This window comes from Halomonas sp. WWR20, assembly GCF_054602495.1.
Window position 1 is genome coordinate 184,512 of record NZ_JBTRHR010000003.1, and the last position, 18,939, is coordinate 203,450.

Consider the following 18,939-nt stretch of genomic DNA (forward strand, 5'->3'; position numbering starts at 1 on the left):
CCGCCCGTGAGGGCCGCTGGAGGCGATATGTCAACGCAACAAGAAGTCACCCCTGAAGAACAGACGTTCATCGACGACGCCAATGCCGATGCACTGTTCGAGGAATTCGCCGGGGGCAAGCCTGCCGAGGATCTCGGTTTTTCCGAGCAGGAAGAGCAGGAACTGGGCGGCCAGGCTGGCCAGCCCCGTGATGGTCAGGGACGGTTCGCGACGAACGATGCCCAGAACGGCCAGGGTGAGGATGGCGAAGGTGAGGACGGGGAGAACGCAGGCGAGACGCCAGCCGATCCGCTGGCCGACCTTGAGCGCTACAAGCAGGAAGCCCAGCAGTGGCAACACCGCTACCAGTCTGACCTGGGACGCCAGAGCGCCCTGCAGCGCAAGATCACCGAGCAGCAGCAAGAGATCGAGCAGTTGCGCAGCGGTGGTCAGAAGCCCGAACAGAAACCTGGCCAGCAGCCATCAGGAGACAACCCCGAAGGCTCGGGCATGTCGGATACCGAGTGGGAGTCTCTGAAACAGGATTTTCCCGATATCGCCAAGGCGCTGGAATCGAAGTTCGGCGCGCTGTCTAGCCATTACGAGCAGCAAATCAATCAGCTCAAGGGGCAGTTGCAACCGATCCAGCAGCAGGCGCAGGACCAGATGATGCAGGCCCAGTACGCCGCACTGGAACAGCAGCATCCCGACTGGCGTGACACCGTCAGCAAGCCCGAGTTTAACAACTGGCTGCAGCAACAGCCGTCGGCCGTTCAGCAACTGATGAGCAGCGAGAGCGCCGCAGATGCCGCGTACTTGTTGAGCACTTATAAGCTGACCACGTCCCCAGCACCAGCAGCACCGCAGCCCAACACCAACCTGCAGCAGCGTCGCCAGCGACAACTGCAGTCAGCCCAGACCGTTCCAAACCGGGGCGGACGTCCGCGCAGCGCGATTCCAGATAACGACGAGGATGCGCTGTTCGATTACTTCGCGAACCAGTAGGGCCGCACCCGCCGCCCAGCACCCTGGTTTGCACCGACACACCCGCAACGCAAGCAAGCGGACGAAACACAAAGGCCTTGCCTCCCTCGGGACGCGAGGCCTTTTGCTGACTCCTCCGTGTGAGCAAGCGAAAGGGTAGCAAAGCAAGCCTTTCACCTACTGACACAGGAAATACAGCCCATGGCTACCACAACTTACGCCGGACTATCCCAGCGCACCACCTTCTGGGCGATGACTGAACACCTCAAGCATGCCGAGCCGCAACTGGTGCTCTCCAGGTTCGGCATGTCCAAGCCGGTACCCAAGAACAAATCCGAGGCGGTCAAATTTCGCCGCCCGGTCCCGCTGCCCCTGGCTACTACGCCGTTGACCGAAGGCGTCGCACCCACATCCAAGGCGCTGACCTACGAAGATGTGCAGGTGGCGTTGAGCGAGTACGGCGATGTCGTCGAGATCACCAACCGAGTTGCTGACCTCGCAGAAGACCCGGTGCTCAAGGATGCTACCGGTATCACCGGCGAGCAGGCCGGCGAGACCATCGAATCGCTGATGTGGGGCATCCTGCGCGGCGGCACGAATGTCTTTTATGCCAACGGCTCGGCCCGCAGCGCGGTCAACACCCCGATCAGCCTGGCCAAACAGCGCGCCGTGACTCGACTGCTCAAGGCCGAGCGCGCCAAGAAGGTCACCACTATGGTGGCCAGCTCCGTGAAGTACGGTACCGAAGCGATCGATGCCGCGTACATCGGCGTGGCTCACACCCACATGGAGTCCGATATTCGTGACATGCCTGGATTCGTGCCTACCGAGAAGTACGGCAGCATGAAACCGCTGCCGTTCGAAATCGGCAAGGTCGAGGATGTGCGTTACATCCTGACGCCCGTGCTTGAGCCGTTCGCCGATGCGGGTGGTGTTGAGAACGGCATGGTCTCCACCAGTGGGGCCAACGCCGATGTCTACCCGGTGGTGTATTTCGGTAAGGATGCCTACGGGCATATCGCGCTGAAGGGCAAGGAAGCGGTGGAGATGAAGATTCGTCAGCCTGGCGAGATCGACTCCAACGACAAGCTTGGCCAGAAGGGCTGGGTCGGCTGGAAGACGTACTGGAAGGGTTTCATCGCCAACGAGATGTGGATGGCCCGATTGGAAGTGGCAGCCACTGACCTGGTGTAAGCCAGGATAAGGCAATGACCGAAGGGGAGGCAGACGCCCCCCTTTTCTTTTGATGTAACGCCGCCCGTGAGGGCCGCAGGAGAATTACCGTGAGCGAAGAACTCAACCTCGACACCCTGAACAAGGAAGAACTCAAGGCGCAGGCCGGGATTCTCGGTATTGAGCTGAAGGGAAATCCCAGCGACGACACCATTCGCGAGAAGATCCGGGAGGCGTTGGGTGAGCCTGACCCTGAGGCAACTGCCAAGCCTGCCGTCTCTGAGGACAGCGGCATTGCCGTGCGCAAAGGCGAGAAGCGCTACACCATCAAGATCCACAAGGACGGCAAGGACAAGCAGCCCGTGCCGCTGGCCTGTAATGGCCGTGTGGTGCGCGTCAAGCGCGGCGAGGAGGTCACCATTGGCGCCGGTCTTTATGAAAGCCTCAAGAATGCTGTGCAGATGGTGAAAGACGAGGACAGCGAGGAACTGACCGAAGTCCCGGCCTATCCCTATACCGTGCTGAGCGTGGAGTAACCCATGACCTTCCTCGAGCTTTGCCAACGGCTGCGCCGGGAGGTCGGTGCAGCTGGCAGCGGGCCGGCGACAGTGACGGGGCAGAACGGGGAATACTTGCGCCTGATCGGCTGGATTGCGCAGGCGTGGCAGGAGATCCAGGCGGAGCGCCGCGACTGGCGCTTTGCCTGGTCCGAGACCGAGATCGAGGTATCGCCCGAATTCCGCGACTACCCGGTGCCGGACGACTTCGAGCACTGGATTCCCGAGACGCTGCGCATCGGCATAAACCAGCTGCGACCGATGGAATACAGTGACTTCCGCGCCAGGTACCGTGAGCCCAGCAACGCCTCGGCACCTTCCGTAATTACGTTGCTGCCCGATAACCGTATCCGTCTCGACACGTCGCCGCCGGCCACATCTCTGCTGGCCTTCGAGTATTTCCGCACGCCTCAGGTGCTGACCGAGAATGGCGACGTGCCGCGCCTGCCTGAGCGTTACCACATGCTCATCGTCTACCGCGCCATGATCCAGTACGGGCTGTTCGAGAATGCCCCCGAGGTGGTGCAGCAGGGTGGCGCCAATGCGTCGCGGCTGATGAGCGACATGCTCATCAGCGAGCTGCCCTCTATGGAAATCGGGGGAGCGCTGGCATGAGTCGATCCGCGTATATCAGACTGGGTGGCGGCATCGATCTGGTCACGCCGCCCGAGCAATTACCACCTGGTGCGGCCATGTACTGCGTCAACTACGAGTGTCCGGTGACCGGTGGCTACCGACGCATCGACGGCTACACCCAGTTGGGGCCGGTGGTGCCGGGGGAAGGGACGCTGTTGGGCGTAGTGACGTTCGCCGATGTCATCTATGCCGTGCGCAAGGACACCGGTGCCGACACCGCAACGCTCTACAAGCTGGTCGATGGCGCCTGGGTATCAGTGCATGCCGTGCACAACGGACGCCATGAGTTCGTCGAGGGCAATGTATACGCCACCGAGACCGGCCGGGCCCTGTACGGTGTCGGCGGCGGCAAGCCGTTCGAATTGAAGGTAGACGGTACCTTCAGCGAGCTGAGCAATGCCATGGCCGGCGCCAAATACATCGCTCTGCATAGCGAGCACCTCATGCTGGGCTACCCGGCAGGGAGCCTGCAGCACTCGGCTATAGGCAAGCCGGCAGTCTGGGACGCTGCGACCGGCGGGGCTGGGGAGATCGGCGTCGGCCAGACGCTTACCGGCTTGTTACCCGGCACCGGCGGCGTCCTGCATATCCTTTGCCGCGATAGCGTGAAGACACTCTACGGCACGAGCGGTGCCGACTTCCAGCTTAAGACCACGGTACCCAACAGTGGCGCGCGCCCGTACTCGGCGCAGTCACTGATGCAGCCCTACTTCATTGCCGAGCGCGGCATCACTTCACTCGATGCGACCCAGCAATACGGCGATTTCCGGCCCATGCAGCCGGGGCGCAAAGTCGAGACGCTGTTCACCGAAGATGGGCTGACTAATCGCGTCGTGGCCAGCGCGATCAGCAAGAGCAAAGCCCAGTACCGCGTATGGTTCGACAACGGTACCGGCATTTTCATGTCGCCGGCGGGAATCACTACCGTGCGTTACCCGGCGCAGGTGGTCGTGGCGCATACCGGCGAGCTCTCCACCGGGGAAGAGCAGCTGCTTATCGGTGACGACCAGGGATTTGTGCATCGCCTGGGCAATGGCGCGACCAGCTTCAACGGCGAGCCCATCCCCGCATTCCTCACGCTGGCCTTCACCGACCTCAAGCAGCCCAGCGTGCGCAAGCGCTTCCGGCGCGTGTTCTGGGACATCCGCTCAGGCACGGATGAGCAGATCGCTATCCAGGCCGACTACGACTACGGGCGCACCGAGACCGGAAGGCCGCGCCGGGAATTCATCGACTTCATGCTCGGCGGTGGCCTGTGGGACGTGGCGCGCTGGGGTGAATTCAACTGGTCCGTGCCCAGCCTGGGGCAAGAGCCAGTCAACGTCGCCGGCACCGGCACCTCGATCAACTTCGCCATCTATTCCAACTCGATCAGCGCCCCGCATGAGCTGCTGGGCTATGACCTGCACTTTGATGTAAGGAGGCAGCGCCGTGGCTAATGACTATTTCGATAACAGCGACCCGGGGCAGCGCTTCCAACCCGGCACCACGGCGGAAAGCGAGGCGGTTGATGAGAAGTTCGACCGTGTGGCGACAGGGTTCGGTGGGGTCAGCGAGGACACTGGGCGCGCCCTGAAGTTGCCCGCCGAGGCTGGCGTCAGCCAGGAGATCGCGGCCAGCGCATTGCAGCGGCGCTCCAAAGTGGTGGGCTTCGATGCTGAGGGCAAGTTGGCATTGCTCACCGGCTTCACCTGGCGGGAAAACTGGACGCCGGATACTGATTATTTCGTGAATGACGTGTTCGTGGACGCCGCGACCGGCAACTGGTACCGCGTCACGACCCGGCACACCTCGGGCGCCGTCTTCAGCACGGAAAATCTTACGCTGGCGCTCGACGTAGACGCCCTGAACCAACTCAAGGCCGACACCCAGGCCCTTAAGGAGCAGGCAGCCACCTCGGCACAGATCGCCACCGACAAGGCTGACCAGGCGGCTGCCGATCGCCAACAGACAGGGTTGGATCGAACGACAACCAGCCAGGATCGCACCGCTGCAGCTCAGAGCGCGCAGGTAGCCAGCGAGAATGCCCAGAAAACGGCAGCCGACCGCAACCAGACCGGGCTGGATCGGGCGGCGACGAAACAGCATCGGGACGAGGCAAAGCAGTTCCGCGACGAGGCACGACAGACCGTGCTGGGCGACGTGGCCATCACCGACCTCCAGCCCGGCACACTCACCGATGAGAAGGACTACGCCTCAGTTGATGCCAGCGGGGCGTTGGTTAAGCGCAACGTATCAAGCGACATCATTGAGCAATTGTCAGGCTCATCAAGGCTTGGGCGATACAATACGACCGTAAGAAGGATAAACATTAGCTTTGGAGATACGCCTTTTTCGCTTTATTCGATTGACGTTCAAAAATATCAGGGTGTTTATATAGACGTTGAGGATGTATCTACAACGATTAATCTTGAGCTCTTCAATCTTGCGCAAACACCAGCATTTCAGTCCATTGAGGAGGATGAGTATCAATCATCGTTCCCGCCTGGAAATGTGGCCATAGGATCAACCGTGTTCATGATTGAAGTCCGCACCGGAGTTTCTATTAACATCAATAACAATGTCATCTGGCCCGGCGACTCCGCTCCTGAGCTCGGCGAGAACAGATCAGTCATTGCGCTCACGATTTCAGGCAATGGCTCCACCATCCTTGGCTCTATCGGCCACACGTCATAAGGGGGCTATATGTTTGAAGCATTGGCGGGGATGGGTGGCAAGCAATCAGTAAAGCCCGAAGAGGTATTTTCGACCACGCTTTATACTGGCAGCGGTGGGGCGCAAACGATAAATAACGGGATTGATTTAGCAGGCGAAGGTGGGTTGGTTTGGATAAAAGGGAGGGATACGTCATATAGTAATGTTTTAAACGACACAGTACGGGGGGCAAATAAGAATATTTATACAGATGTAACTAACGCCGAAAACCCAACTTCATTCATAAATTCATTCAGATCCAGCGGATTTAATATTACGGGTTTTGCTCAAGTTGGGGCAAATGGTAACAACTATGCCTCTTGGACATTCCGCAAAGCCCCTAAATTCTTTGACATTGTGAAGTATACAGGGGATGGGGTCAGTGGACGACAGATAGCGCATGATCTCGGTATCAAGCCGGGGATGATTGTGGTGAAGCGCCTCGATTCAATTGGCGGTTGGCTCACATACCATAGATCAATACAATCTACAGATTACCTTCAGCTACAGAGCGCAAACCATAAATCATCAGCATCAGTATTCTGGAGTGATATTGAGCCTACAGACAATGAATTCACATTAGGATTAAACTCCGCAGTAAACGGATCAGGTGGACAGTATATCGCATACCTATTCGCACACGACCCTTCCGATTCTGGCATTATCCAGTGCGGAAGCTATACCGGGAATGGGTCAAGCGATGGCCCGATGATTGAACTTGGATGGCAGCCGCAATATATAATGATTAAGGGATCTGATCAAAGTTCGAATTGGTTTGTATTAGACTCGCAACGATCTTTCACAACAGCTATAGGCGTCCCAAATAAAATTTTAATGCCTAATAGCACCAGTTCCGAGTTTTCAGGCATTTATGCCCACTCAACGGCTTCTGGTTTTAAAATGCAAACCTCGTCAACAGTTTTTAATCAGAATGGCGGGAACTTTATTTACATGGCCATTCGTGCATTCGAATAAGGAGTTATCATGTACATTAACAAAGAAACACTCGAAACGGCGCAGTCAAAGCGCGAAGTGGTCAGGAAGATCAAAGCTCAGAATCCCGGCTTGCTGATTACCAATAATCCGCCCGATGAACTTCTGGCGAATTACAAGTGGGTGCCAGTGCAATATACCGCCCGACCCTCCGGCGATGTCGTAGCCGAGGGCCAGCCCGAGCTTGTCGATGGCATCTGGCATCAGACATGGGAGGTGCGCGAATACACCGCCGAGGAGCTTGCCGAGCGGCTGGAGCAGGCCAAGGACGATGCCATGCAACGCATCAATGACGGCTATGCCGCCGAGATGCAGGCGATCCTCAAGGATTACCCGAACGCCGAGACGCTGACCTGGGACAAGCAGGAGCGCGAGGCGCGCGATTACCAGGCGTGGATCGAGGCCGGCGAGCAGGGTGCCGCTGCCCCCAATACGCCGTATGTGTCGGCGCTGGCTGAGGGCCGTTCAATGCCCAAGGTCGAAATCGTCGCGCGGATCATCGCCAAGGCCGACGCCTGGATCGAGGCGAGTGGCATCGCCACCGGCAAGCGCCAGGGCGCCGAGGATCGCATCAAGTCAGCAACCACCCTATCAGAAGCCAACGCCATCGACTGGTAACCCACCATCCCCGGCAAACCGTGAGGTTTCCCCATGGCAACATCGCAAGACATCAATTCGCTCTTCCAGAGCACGCTCGGCCGCAGCGCCGACAAGAGCGGGCTCGACTACTACACCAAGATGGCCAACGAGAAGGGCATCGATTGGGTGCAGAACTCCCTGTCCGGCAGCGACGAGGCTCAGATCTACAAACAGCGCGGATCTGCATTCACGGTGGCCAAGGGCGACCAGGCCGAAGGGCTGAACTATCGCAACAACGCCAACGTGGCCACTACCCAGGCGAAGGATGCCAATGACTACGGCCTGCTGAGCAGCGCGATGCAGAAGGGCGTCGAGCAGGGCAGCTTTACAACCGTCCAAGGCGACAATGGCCAGACGCTCTACCGCAGTCAGACAGGTGGCCTTTACGACATCACTGGCGCCCCCGCGCAGCAGCGCAGCGCACCACAGTCCACCGTCACCCCGCAGCAGACATCGCAGTACCAACTGCAGCAGATGCTTTCCAGCGACTCGCCGCTGATGAAGCTGTCCGCCACGCAGGGGCAGCAGCAGGCAGCCCAGCGCGGCCTATTGAACTCCAGTATGGCGGGGCAGGCGGCGCAGGGCGCGATGATCTCAGCGGCTACGCCCTTCGCACAGCAAGATGCGCAGACCTACTTTCAGAACAGCCAGGCCAACACGGATCGCCAACAGCAGGCGTTCATGTCAGATCTGCAGTACCAGCAGCAGCGGGGGCTCAATCAGCAGGGATTCAACTTCGACACCCAGAAGCTGGCCCAGCAGTTCACCAATGACTCTCAGCTCTCCGAGCAGGAAGCCAACCAGTCGCTGAATAATCTCTACGCCACCTCGACCGCCAACGCATGGGGTGTGATGGCCAACAACCTAACCGACCTCGTCGGCCAGTCAGCGAGCGCCATCCAGCAGATCCAGATGAACGCAGATATCGCCCCTGAGAGCAAGGCAACGATGATCCAGCAGGTTCTCGACATGCGGAACACCGACATTCAGTTCCAGCAGGATCTGTACGCCAATCTAGGCACCTACCTCGCCAACACCGGCGTGTTCCCCAACTTGTCATAAGGAGCGACCGTTATGAGCTGGATTGACAGCATTGGCACCGCGATGGACGCGGCGAGTGAGTCGGCCGGCGGCCTGTTCGAATCGGCGGCATCCTACGCCACCGACGCATTCGACTGGCTGAATGAGAACCCTGCAGCGGCAAACGTGATCGGTGGCCTGGCAACTGGTGTGGCGAGCTACTACGCGACTCAAAACGAGCAGAACTCTCGCTTTGATTTCGAGCGCGACCTCTACGAGCAGAAGCGTCGTGACCAGATGATCAATCCGGGCACGATCGAGAACTACGGCACCCATGTCGGCACCGCCAAGAAGGGGTTGCTCTCCAACGGCATGATCGCGGGAGGGCAGTGATATGGCAGGCGATTCTGATGGACGTGGCGGCGGCGGGCGTGGCAGCACTGGCTCGCCGGGGGGCGACTCAAGCGCCGGGCACGGTGGTTCCTCAAGCTCAGGAAAGGGCGCGGCAGGAGGCGGGGGCAGCAGCAATAGCTCCAGCAGCGGCGGCTTCATGTCCGAGGTGGATACCGGCGGCACACGCAGCGGCGGAAGCTCGAGCAGTACCAATAGCAGCAGCGGACAGTCCACGACACAAGCATCCTCCTACGGCGGACGCTTTGGCGGCGAACTGGGCACCACACCCTCAAGCGAGGCAAGCAACAACCAGAGCATTACCAGCGGCACAATCGCCTCGATGGACGAGGCCGCCGAGCAGGCCGAGCGCTCGTTTATGGATCGCTTGGGTGCCTCTCCCATGACAGATGCCCAGGCCGAGCGAAGTATTCAGGAGAACGCCAGCCCGGGCGTGCTGGGTAGTGCGATCTCGACCGTCGCCAGCTTAGTGGGCGGGGTGCCCGGGGCAATGCTGAGCACAGGCGTCAATACAGCGTTATCGGCGCAGGAAGCGGCACGGAACATTGAGCACTATAATGGCATGACCGGCGCCAACCTGGACTCCAGTTTCGGTCATAGTCTGGCGCAGCAATCTGTCGGCACCGCTACCGGTTTTCTGGGAGGCAAGGTCGGCGGTACCGCAGGCGCCAGAGCAGGCGCCTCCGTTGCTGGCTTACCAGGCGCTATCGCCGGCGGGCTGCTGGGTGGCATGACGGGTAAGAACTTTGGGCGTGAAGCTGCCTTTGCGGGCCCGAACGAAGGCTCGGCAATAGGCGTCGGAGCGGGCGATGCTCAGCCCCGCGGTCTACTCGCCAGCGCCGTGAACAACTCACCAGTCGCCACGGCGCCCAGCAACGGTCCGACCGATTTCGACGGTTACGCCAGTTACGCCGAGAGCTTTTTCGCATAACCACTCGCCGGGAGGCGACACATGGCAGGATTACTTCAGAGCGCCCAGCCTCAGGCGGCGCCACCGCAGCAACAGGCGCCCCAGGGACAACCACCCCAGGCACAACCCGGCCAGCAGGCCCAGCGACCACCCCAAGGGCAGCAACAACCGCAGCAGGGCGACCCACGCACCGACACTGATCCCAAGCAAGGCCAGCAGATGTACGACGCCTTGATGGAGTCGATGCTCGGCTACCTGTACGGCCCCGGTATGCCGCAGGTCGAGCAGGCCTTGGGACAGGGCGACGATATCGTTCAGCGCATGGCCACGGTCATCAGCTCGGTGATGCTCACCACCTATCACGCGCTTAGCGCCGAGGGAAAAACCGTGCCGCCGGGCGTGATGTTCCAGGCGGGCATGGAACTCGCCAAAGCCGTCGGAGAAATCGCCGTCGAGATGCGCAAGCTGCCCGCGCAGGGCAACCGTGACCCCATCGAGGCCGCATTCATGGCCGGCATCGGACGCTTCGGCCAACTCGTCCAAGATGGCGCCATGACGCAGGAGCAGAAGCAGCGTTACGCCGAGATGATCCGTGCCATGCGCCAACTCAAGAAGCAGGCCGGTGGTCAGGCTCAGCAAGCACCCCAGCAGCCAGCGCAACAGCAACCGCAACAGCCAATGCAGGAGGCCCGCTAATGGCCGGTGGACTACTCGCAGCCGCTTTGGGCGGCGCTGGCGAAGCCGTACAGACAAACGCCAAGCTGGAATTGAAGAAGCGTAAGGAGGCCTCACTGCTCGAGCTGCGCCACAAGTACAGCATGGAGCAGCAGCAGGACCAGCAGCAGTTCACCGCCGGCGAGAATCAGGCTGACCGCACGTTCCGCTCCGATGAGCGCGTCGCAGGGCAGGAGTTCACTGCCGGACAGAACGCCGCCGACCGCGAACAGAAAGCGCGCCTCGCCGATCAGCAGCAGGCCGGCGCCAACTATCGAACCAATGCCGGGGCATGGCAACTGGTGCCCACCGAGGACGGCGGCTATACCCGATTCAATACTGCGACCGGCGACACCGCTGACGTGCCGGAAGGCATCAGTCCGAAGGGTCTACTGAATGGCGCCATGACCGAACGCCAGCAGGCCCAATCCAAATATCTGCAGAACCAGATCCAGTCTATCGACAAACAGCTATACGGCACCGAGTCAGCAGGATTGGGCGAGGATCAGCGGGACAAACTGGAGGTCCAGCGGAACCAGCTGCAAGTTCAACTGGAAGGCATGCTCGGCATGGGCGGCAGCGCCACGGGCGGCAGCTTGGCCGATGACCTGGTGGGTATGCGCGGCGGAACTGCATCACCAGGTGCTGCTGCAGGCGTCGGCGGTGAGCCTGCCCCGCAAGAGCCGACCAGCGCCCGCGGCCTGCTCCAGCAAGAGCAGCAGGCCAGCCAGCAAAAGCAGATGGAAGGTGAACACAAGCGCATCGTCAACGCTACCGCCAAGCAGGCCGAAGACTTGGTGGAATCCGTCACGCGCCAGCGTAACGGCGGGGCCGACAGTTGGTTGGCCGCGAGCGTCAACCAGGCCCGCAACGGCGGGGCTATCGAGCCTGATGCCGAGCTACTCAGCCGAGGGCAGCAACTTGCTGACGAGCTGATCCAACTGCACGACGACCCCAGCACCAGCGACTTCCAGCGCAACCAGATAATGGATGCATTACGAAGCCTGCGCGAGAGCGGTATCGCGGTACAATAAGCCGTCCGCTATTCGGCCTTGGCTGAGCCACGCCATAGCCGGGTAGCGATCCAACTACGCCTTGTCGGGAGACAACGCACCATGGCCTTGATTGACCAGCTTCGCCAGGACCCGCGCCTGGCTGACGCATCCGATGATGAACTGCTCGGACTGCTCGCTAAACATCCTCAGTATCAGAACCTTTCCGACAGCGCCCTGCGCTACGCCGCACTCGGCACTCTCGAAGGCGCCTCGCCTAACTACTCCGCCGAGCCGGGTTTTACCGCTGGCTTCAGTGCCGGTGTCGATCAGACGCAGGCGATGGGCGGCGGGCTGCTCATGGCCGCCGGCGAGAAGCTGGGCAGCGAATCCACCTGGAATGCCGGGCGCGACGTTTACCAGCGCAACATGGCCGAGGCCGAGGAGAACTCGCTCGGCTACGGCTTCACCGACCTGTTCACCAACCCTGAAACCAGCGCTTGGCAGTGGGCGAGTTACACCGCAGGCAACCTATTGCCCATGCTGGCCACGTCCATGGCCAGCGGTGGAGCGGGTGGCGTCGGTGCTCGCATGCTGGCTGGGACTGTCGCCAAGCAAGCGGCGACCCGGGCCGGCCAGGCCATCGGCGCCTATACCGCTTCGGCGGGTATGGAAACCGGCTCGATCATGGGTGAGGTCGAGAATGCCGATGCTGCGCTGGCTCACGGCTCCTTTGCGGGTGCGCTTGATGCGCTGCCCGTCATGCGGGTACTGCGCAAGGTGGGCGGCAAGGAGCTCGCCGAAAAGGCTGCAGGAGACATCGCTACCGATGCCCTGAACGACTTGCGCCGCACTGCCAATCGCGGCGTGACCGGTGCCGCCGCCCGCGGTGGTGCTACGCAGTTGATGGCCGAGGCCTCGACCGAAGGCCTGCAGACGCTGATCGAGCAGCACGCCAAGTACTGGGTCGATAACAATGGTCAGAGCCTGTTCAACAACCTGGGTGAGGCCAACTGGAAGCAGGTGATCGATGCCGCTGCCGCCGGCGGCCTGATGGGCGGGGGCATTGGTGCGCCGGCTGGTATCGTCGAGCGCGGCCGCGCCGGTACCGAAGTGGCCCGACAGGATAAAATCCAGGCTCAGCAGCAGCGCAAGGATGAGGCGATTGCCCAGGCTCGCCAGCAGACAGCCGCCGGCGGCGGTGACGCCCTGAGCCAGGCCCAGGCCGCCCAGCAGGCCGAGCAGATGGCCAATGGCGCCAAGCGGCAGGAGGATGCCGCCGAAGCCCCACAGCGTGCCGCTCAGTTGGGTAACCGTATCCAGATGACCATGGATGCTGCCGCCGATCTGACCAGTCTGGCGCGCGGCTCCGACCAGGGGCAGGCGCGTCTGCGAAACCTGCAGTCAGTACTGAACCGCGCCGAATCCGCCTACGACAAGGGCAATATCGACTTGGCTGAGCGCCTGACAGCTCGAGCCGAAGGCATTGCCCAGAACCTCACCGCTGCGCTCAATCGCGTCGGCAGCCGTGAACGCCCCATGGAGGGCCAGCTGGCCGAGCCCGACCGCCTCGCCGGCCTGATTGGCCAGGACAGCGCCCCGCGCCTGAATGCTCCAGATCCCGGCGTGATCAACATGGGCGGACCCACCGCCGATACCACGCAATACGACCCGCAGGCACACAAGGCACGTCGCGATGAACGCATGGCAGCCCAGCAGCAAGGCGCACAGCGCATGCGCGAGCAGGTCGCCTCCCAGCGTCCGCAGATCCCCGACCAGGATATCGTTTATGGCCAGGGCGAAACCGCTCGTCGAGGCAATGCCAATACTGGGCTGGATCAACCATTTGGACGTGCCCAGTTCAGCGATACTGGCGCCCAGCAGAGCCGTGGCACTCAGCGTGCCGACATGGAACGCCAGGCGCAGCGTGTCGCTGAGCTATCCCGCACACGCGGACCGGTGGAGACTGCTTATCTACCCGACAATACCCCGGTACAGGCCCGCTACCGTGTCGTGAACCTCTCTGACCTGACGGCCTCCAACTCACCCGATGGGCGCGTCAACTCCCGCTACCCGCAGGAGCTTCAGCCGCGAGATCGCACTAACGCCAACAGCCAGGTGCAGGTTCGCAACATCGCGGCCAATCTCAACCCCGAGCGGCTGGGGCGCAGTAACGATGCCGCCACCGGTGCGCCGATTATTGGCCCCGATGGTGTCGTGGAGTCCGGCAATGGTCGCACCATGGCGCTGGCACAGGCCTACCAGGGCAATGGCGAGCGGGCGCAGGCCTATCGGCGTTACGTCACCCAGCAGGCCGAGGCCATGGGCATGGATCCCTCTGCTGTCGAGGACATGGCCCAGCCGGTTCTCGTGCGCGAACGCGTGACCAATATCGACCGTGCTGAATTTTCCCGCCGAGCCAATGAATCCACCGTCTCCGGCATGAGCGGCTACGAGCAGGCGCAGGCCGACGCTGACAGTCTGAGTGCCGACGATCTGCAGCAGTGGAGCCCCGACCAGTCCGGTGATCCGCTGGCAGCCAGCAACCGTGCATTCCAGCGCACCTTTGTTTCTCGTCTAGGCAACAACGAAGCTAGCCGCTACACCGGTCGAGATGGTCAGGCTTCGCCGGAACTGGGCAGCCGCATGCAGCGCGCCGTTTTTGCCAAGGCCTACGCCGATAGCGATATGGTGGAAATGGTGACCGAGCAGGGCGACGCTATGCGTAACCTGACCGCTGCGCTGCAAGAAGCCGCCGCCGATCTGGCCATGGCCCGCGAGGCCGGCAGTGAGGATGCCCTGACCGCCATTGGCACGATCAACGATGCCGTGCGCTTGGTGCGCCGCTCGCGTCAGGACGGCACGCCAGTACGAGAATTGGTTAGCCAGAGCGATGCCTTCAGCGATCCGGTACCGGCATTGACCGCTGACTTGGCCATAGCAATCAACAACAGCATGCGTTCTCGTCGCGCCCTGTCCGACGCGCTCCGTTATATTGGGCAGTCAGTGCGGCAGCGTGCCGAGAGCGAGGCCAACGGCGCGCTATTCGAAGACACCACCACCAACCAGGACGTATTCGATGAAGGATTCCGTCAAGCCGACGCAGAACAACGAGCACCTGCGCGGGATGTTTCAGGACGCACTGCACCAGGCGAATCAGCAACTGCCGAAGGGAGACAAGTTGATCCTGCCCAAGGGGTTGCAGAAGCCGAAACGGTAGATGACGCACCTCTGCTCGAAACCTACACCGAGCAGGATCTGTCCGAACGCGATAATGCTACGCGCCAGGCTGAACAGGACGAGTCCGCCCAGCGCGTTGAACAGGAACAGCGCGCCCAGGCTGACGCCGAGGCTGGTGACTTCACCCTGACCGGCAGTGACCGTACCGCCGACGAGGCGATGGCACGGGGGCAGGGCGATATGCGCTTCAGCTTCGCCGGACAGCGTGCTGCCACTGCTGACACCTACTCGCTTGGCGCTGCGCAAGAGCAGATTGAACAAGGCGCCGATCCGGAGACAGTGCGGAAAGAAACTGGCTGGTTCCAGGGGGGAGATGGCAAATGGCGCTTCGAGATCGATGACAGCGATGCGCGGTTCCTGCCTTTCGTGGACAAGAGCGTCGGCGAGCTATGGACCAAGCCCCTTGACGAGGTGCTGGACCACCCCAAGCTGTTCGCGGCCTACCCCGGGCTGCGCGACATCGATGTTGTTTCGGCGCGCGGAATGGGCGGGCAGCGTGGTCGATTCGTCGCCCGCCGCCGGGAGATCATGCTGAACGCAGAGCGCGACCCGATTGAGCAGTTCAGTACCCTGATGCACGAGATCCAGCATGGCATTCAGGACATTGAAGGTTTCGCCAGTGGCGGCAATCCGGCCGACTACCGCCTGCCACCGCTGCGCGAGAAGTGGCTGCGCGACAACGTTCGTGATCTGGGTCGCCAATCCGGCGACCACGCCGCCGAACTGATGGAGAGGCATCGAGCTGGTGATATCTCTCTGGAGGAGGTTCAGCAGGGCATTCGGGAATATGCCGACCAGATCGGCCTCAACGAGATGCGGCAGAAACTACGCGACGGCGATGTACGCGGGGCCTACCGCTACTACCAGCGTCTATATGGTGAAGTCGAAGCCCGCAACGTTCAGGCTCGTCAGGGCATGAGTGCTGCCGAGCGACGCGACACGCCGCCGTCTGAGACACAAGACGTGCCCGACAGCGACGTGGTGGTGGTTTACAACGGCCAGGAGATGGCCAGCACGCCACCGCCTCAGAATGCGCAAGATGCCGCCCAATCCGGCAACGCCCAGCCTCCCACCGCCGACGCCGTCCGTGAAGCCCTGGCCAACCATGCGGAGTTCGCCGACGTCGAGGTCATCGATCATCCCCGAGAGCTGCCGTCGAACGCCATCATGGCCATGGCCCTGCAGGGCGTGAACCCCCAGGACGTGAAGGGCATGTACTGGGGCGACCAGCTCTATGTCATCGCCGGCAACAACGACAGCCTGGAGCAGGCCGTGCGCACCGCCGTGCACGAAACCGTCGGACACAAGGGCATGCGCGGCGTGCTCGGTGACGAGCTAGCCCCGGTGATGCGCAGCCTGTACCGCAACCTGCCGCATCATCCGAAGGGCCGCGAAGCCCTCAACGAGGTGTTGGAAACCTATACTTTCCTTGACCGCAACAATACAGACGATCAGATCACTATCGCCGAGGAGATGGTTGCCCACCTGCTGGAGAAGGGTTTCCGCCCCAAGGCTTGGCAGCGTGCCGTGGCGAAGATCCGCAGCCTGCTGCGTCGATACTTCCCGACCGTCGCATGGACGTATACGGACGTGCTGGCCTTGGGCGAGCAGTCGCGCGCGTGGCTGCAGAAGCGGCAAGAACAGGATACCCAAGCACAGGACACTGATGCCGAGCCGCTGTTTGCACTCGCCTCGAAGCGACGCATCCCGCTGGCCGACCAGTTCAGCGACTTTACCGATACTGACCGCAGCGCCGCCGACAAGATCGGCCCCAAAACGCCGACACGCCGCGCCATTGACTGGTTCCGCGAGCATGCCGACCGTGCCGGCCTGAAGATTCGCCAGGGTATGGTGGACCGCTATGCCGCGCTGCTTGAGATCGATCAGGCCGCTACCGGTGACCGCGACGTCGTTCAGAACAGTACCGCATCCTCGAGCTGGGTACTGGCCCGCATGGCTAACGCCGCGAACGGCGCCCTGCACGCCATGCTCCACAACGGCCGCGTCTACCTGGACCCCGACGAGAAGGTGATCGATATCCGCGACGATGACAGCAAGGGGCTGGGCAGCGTGCTGGGCAGGCTCGGCAGCGCTGCGGAGATCGAACGCTTCATGGGCTGGATCGCCGGTAACCGGGCGGCGAAGCTGGCCGCCGAAGGCCGGGAGAATCTGTTCGAGCCGGACGAGATCGCCTCCATGCGCAACTGGAACCGCGGCTCTACCGAAGACGGCCGCAACCGCGCCCAGCTCTATGACGAAGTGTTCGCCGAGTTCCAGCAGTACCGCGACGACGTGCTCTCCATTGCTGAGCAGTCCGGCATCATCAGCGCCGATCAGCGGGCCATGTGGCGCGACGAGTTCTATGTGCCGTTCTACCGCGTCAGCGAGCAGGATAAGGCTTTCCAGGGTCCGATCGCGACCAGCGGGCTATCCCGGCAGCAGGCCTTCAAGAAGCTCAAGGGCGGCAAGGAGAACCTTAACGATCTGCTGCAGAACACGATGATGAACTTCCATCACCTGATGGAGGCCAGCCTCAAGAACCAGGCATCACTGCAGGCGGTGGAGAATGCCGAGGCGGTGGGTATCGCTCAGGTGGTGCCGGAATCTAACCGCGACACCACCAACAGCACCTTCGTGATGCGCGATGGTAAGAAGGTGTTCTACCAGATCGACGACCCACTGGTGTTCAAGGCAATCACCAGCCTGGCGCACCCGGGCATGAATAGCGCTGCCATGAAAGTGATGCGCGGCTTCAAGCGCGTGTTCACCAATATGACGACCGTGACACCCCAGTTCGTCGTGGCCAACCTGATCCGCGACAGTCTCCAGGCGTCGGCGACCTCCAAGGTGAGCAAGAACGCCTTGGGCAATGTCCTCATGGGCGGTCGCACGCTCAAGGATGCGCGCACCCATGCCCGCATGATGGCAAGTGGCGCGTCGTTCAACTTTGGCCACCTCTACGGCGATAACCCCGACGAGTTGCGCGCCCAGCTGACGCGCAACATGCGCAATGCCCACATTATCAGCGGCCCGAAGGGGATCCCGGATGCGGTGCGCGGGCTATGGTCGGGCTGGAATGAGGTCAACAACTTCGCCGAGAACGTCAACCGGGCAGCGGTCTACAGGCAGAACCGGGATGGGGGCAGCGGCAAGCTCTACTCGGCGTTTGAATCCCGCGACCTGATGGACTTCAGCTCGCATGGTGCTTGGCCGGCGGTGCGTATCTTGATCGATATCGTGCCGTTCCTGAACGCTCGCATTCAGGGCCTGGATAAGATCTACCGTAGCGGTATCAAGCCTGGCGCCAATATCGTGCTGGAGGCCTTCGGCAAGGGGCAGGCCGGAGTCAGCGACAAGCAGGCGGCGGCCCGCTTCTGGACCGTGACCGGCGCGTTGGCCGTGGCCACCATGGCGCTCTATGCCCATAACCACGACGACGAGGAGTACCGCAAGCTCGAGGACTGGCAGAAGGACACGTACTGGTTCTTCCGCATCGGCGACCAGGGCTTTTTCATCCCCAAGCCCTTCGAGGTCGGGGCCATCAGCACGCTCACCGAACGCATGCTCGAGCAGGCTATGGATGACGAGGCAACGGGTAAGCTGTTCGCTCAGCGCCTAGGGCACATGCTCACCGACACCTTCAGCTTCTCACCGGTACCGCAGGCCTTCCAGCCGGTGCTGAACATCTACGCCAACCGGGATGACTTCACCGGGCGGCCTATCGAAGGCATGGGCATGGATCGCCTTTCGCCCGAGTTACGCCGTAACAGCAGGACCAGTGCCGTGGCGCAGGGCATCAGCAGCTTGCTGAACAGCACGCTGGGCGCGATCGGCAACCCCGACGACAATCCGCTGGCGCTCTCGCCGGTGCAGGTGGACCACCTTATTCAGGGGTATCTGGGGCAGGTCGGCGCCTGGGGGGGCCGGCCTTACCGATGTCGGCTGGCGAACCCTGAATGGCGAAGATAGCCCGGCGCAACGTTGGTACGAGTATCAG

At 61.6% G+C, this 18,939-nt stretch carries 14 protein-coding genes; all 14 read left to right on the top strand.

Annotation, left to right across the window (positions count from 1 at the left end; all coding sequences use genetic code 11):
• The first annotated feature begins 27 nt into the window (after positions 1–27).
• The 14 genes from ACW4DH_RS07275 (at position 28) to ACW4DH_RS07340 (ending at position 18,911) form a co-directional block, all read left to right on the top strand.
• A complete protein-coding gene (locus ACW4DH_RS07275; protein ID WP_459635709.1) occupies positions 28–984 on the top strand; it encodes a hypothetical protein in 957 nt (318 codons plus the stop codon).
• A gap of 180 nt (positions 985–1,164) precedes the next feature.
• A complete protein-coding gene (locus ACW4DH_RS07280) occupies positions 1,165–2,157 on the top strand; it encodes a N4-gp56 family major capsid protein (protein ID WP_459635710.1) in 993 nt (330 codons plus the stop codon).
• An 89-nt stretch (positions 2,158–2,246) separates the two neighbouring features.
• Positions 2,247–2,672, top strand: a complete 426-nt coding sequence (locus ACW4DH_RS07285) for a hypothetical protein (protein WP_459635711.1) — start codon at positions 2,247–2,249, stop codon at positions 2,670–2,672.
• Between the two features lie 3 nt (positions 2,673–2,675).
• Positions 2,676–3,308: a phage adaptor protein gene (locus ACW4DH_RS07290; RefSeq protein ID WP_459635712.1), complete on the top strand. Its 633-nt coding sequence runs from the start codon at positions 2,676–2,678 to the stop codon at positions 3,306–3,308.
• The gene (locus ACW4DH_RS07295; protein WP_459635713.1) at positions 3,305–4,768 is read left to right on the top strand and encodes a hypothetical protein; all 1,464 of its coding nucleotides are present in this window, start codon (positions 3,305–3,307) and stop codon (positions 4,766–4,768) included. The genes ACW4DH_RS07290 and ACW4DH_RS07295 overlap by 4 nt, the downstream gene beginning before the upstream one ends.
• The gene (locus ACW4DH_RS07300; RefSeq protein ID WP_459635714.1) at positions 4,761–6,005 is read left to right on the top strand and encodes a hypothetical protein; all 1,245 of its coding nucleotides are present in this window, start codon (positions 4,761–4,763) and stop codon (positions 6,003–6,005) included. Before ACW4DH_RS07295 ends, ACW4DH_RS07300 begins: the two co-directional genes overlap by 8 nt.
• Positions 6,006–6,014: 9 nt before the next feature.
• Positions 6,015–6,998, top strand: coding sequence for a DUF7483 domain-containing protein (locus ACW4DH_RS07305; RefSeq protein WP_459635715.1), 984 nt, complete (start codon positions 6,015–6,017; stop codon positions 6,996–6,998).
• 9 nt (positions 6,999–7,007) lie between these two features.
• Positions 7,008–7,634, top strand: a complete 627-nt coding sequence (locus ACW4DH_RS07310; protein ID WP_459635716.1) for a hypothetical protein — start codon at positions 7,008–7,010, stop codon at positions 7,632–7,634.
• Positions 7,635–7,667: 33 nt separating this feature from the next.
• Complete coding sequence (locus ACW4DH_RS07315) at positions 7,668–8,717, top strand: hypothetical protein (protein ID WP_459635717.1); 1,050 nt, start codon at positions 7,668–7,670, stop codon at positions 8,715–8,717.
• Between the two features lie 12 nt (positions 8,718–8,729).
• On the top strand, positions 8,730–9,068 hold the full coding sequence (locus tag ACW4DH_RS07320; protein WP_459635718.1) for a hypothetical protein: 339 nt from the start codon (positions 8,730–8,732) through the stop codon (positions 9,066–9,068).
• A 1-nt stretch (position 9,069) separates the two neighbouring features.
• A complete protein-coding gene (locus ACW4DH_RS07325) occupies positions 9,070–10,017 on the top strand; it encodes a hypothetical protein (protein ID WP_459635719.1) in 948 nt (315 codons plus the stop codon).
• 21 nt (positions 10,018–10,038) lie between these two features.
• On the top strand, positions 10,039–10,692 hold the full coding sequence (locus tag ACW4DH_RS07330; RefSeq protein WP_459635720.1) for a hypothetical protein: 654 nt from the start codon (positions 10,039–10,041) through the stop codon (positions 10,690–10,692).
• The gene (locus ACW4DH_RS07335; protein ID WP_459635721.1) at positions 10,692–11,744 is read left to right on the top strand and encodes a hypothetical protein; all 1,053 of its coding nucleotides are present in this window, start codon (positions 10,692–10,694) and stop codon (positions 11,742–11,744) included. Before ACW4DH_RS07330 ends, ACW4DH_RS07335 begins: the two co-directional genes overlap by 1 nt.
• Positions 11,745–11,825: 81 nt before the next feature.
• A complete protein-coding gene (locus tag ACW4DH_RS07340; protein WP_459635722.1) occupies positions 11,826–18,911 on the top strand; it encodes an LPD38 domain-containing protein in 7,086 nt (2,361 codons plus the stop codon).
• Positions 18,912–18,939 lie beyond the last annotated feature (28 nt).

What these genes read in the sequence shown, in the direction of transcription:
- ACW4DH_RS07320 (WP_459635718.1), top strand. Translation starts at nt 8,730, where the DNA reads ATGAGCTGGATTGACAGCATTGGCACCGCGATGGACGCGGCGAGTGAG.
- ACW4DH_RS07305 (WP_459635715.1), top strand. Translation starts at nt 6,015, where the DNA reads ATGTTTGAAGCATTGGCGGGGATGGGTGGCAAGCAATCAGTAAAGCCC.
- ACW4DH_RS07310 (WP_459635716.1), top strand. Translation starts at nt 7,008, where the DNA reads ATGTACATTAACAAAGAAACACTCGAAACGGCGCAGTCAAAGCGCGAA.
- ACW4DH_RS07280 (WP_459635710.1), top strand. Translation starts at nt 1,165, where the DNA reads ATGGCTACCACAACTTACGCCGGACTATCCCAGCGCACCACCTTCTGG.
- ACW4DH_RS07275 (WP_459635709.1), top strand. Translation starts at nt 28, where the DNA reads ATGTCAACGCAACAAGAAGTCACCCCTGAAGAACAGACGTTCATCGAC.
- ACW4DH_RS07325 (WP_459635719.1), top strand. Translation starts at nt 9,070, where the DNA reads ATGGCAGGCGATTCTGATGGACGTGGCGGCGGCGGGCGTGGCAGCACT.
- ACW4DH_RS07335 (WP_459635721.1), top strand. Translation starts at nt 10,692, where the DNA reads ATGGCCGGTGGACTACTCGCAGCCGCTTTGGGCGGCGCTGGCGAAGCC.
- ACW4DH_RS07295 (WP_459635713.1), top strand. Translation starts at nt 3,305, where the DNA reads ATGAGTCGATCCGCGTATATCAGACTGGGTGGCGGCATCGATCTGGTC.
- ACW4DH_RS07330 (WP_459635720.1), top strand. Translation starts at nt 10,039, where the DNA reads ATGGCAGGATTACTTCAGAGCGCCCAGCCTCAGGCGGCGCCACCGCAG.
- ACW4DH_RS07290 (WP_459635712.1), top strand. Translation starts at nt 2,676, where the DNA reads ATGACCTTCCTCGAGCTTTGCCAACGGCTGCGCCGGGAGGTCGGTGCA.
- ACW4DH_RS07315 (WP_459635717.1), top strand. Translation starts at nt 7,668, where the DNA reads ATGGCAACATCGCAAGACATCAATTCGCTCTTCCAGAGCACGCTCGGC.
- ACW4DH_RS07340 (WP_459635722.1), top strand. Translation starts at nt 11,826, where the DNA reads ATGGCCTTGATTGACCAGCTTCGCCAGGACCCGCGCCTGGCTGACGCA.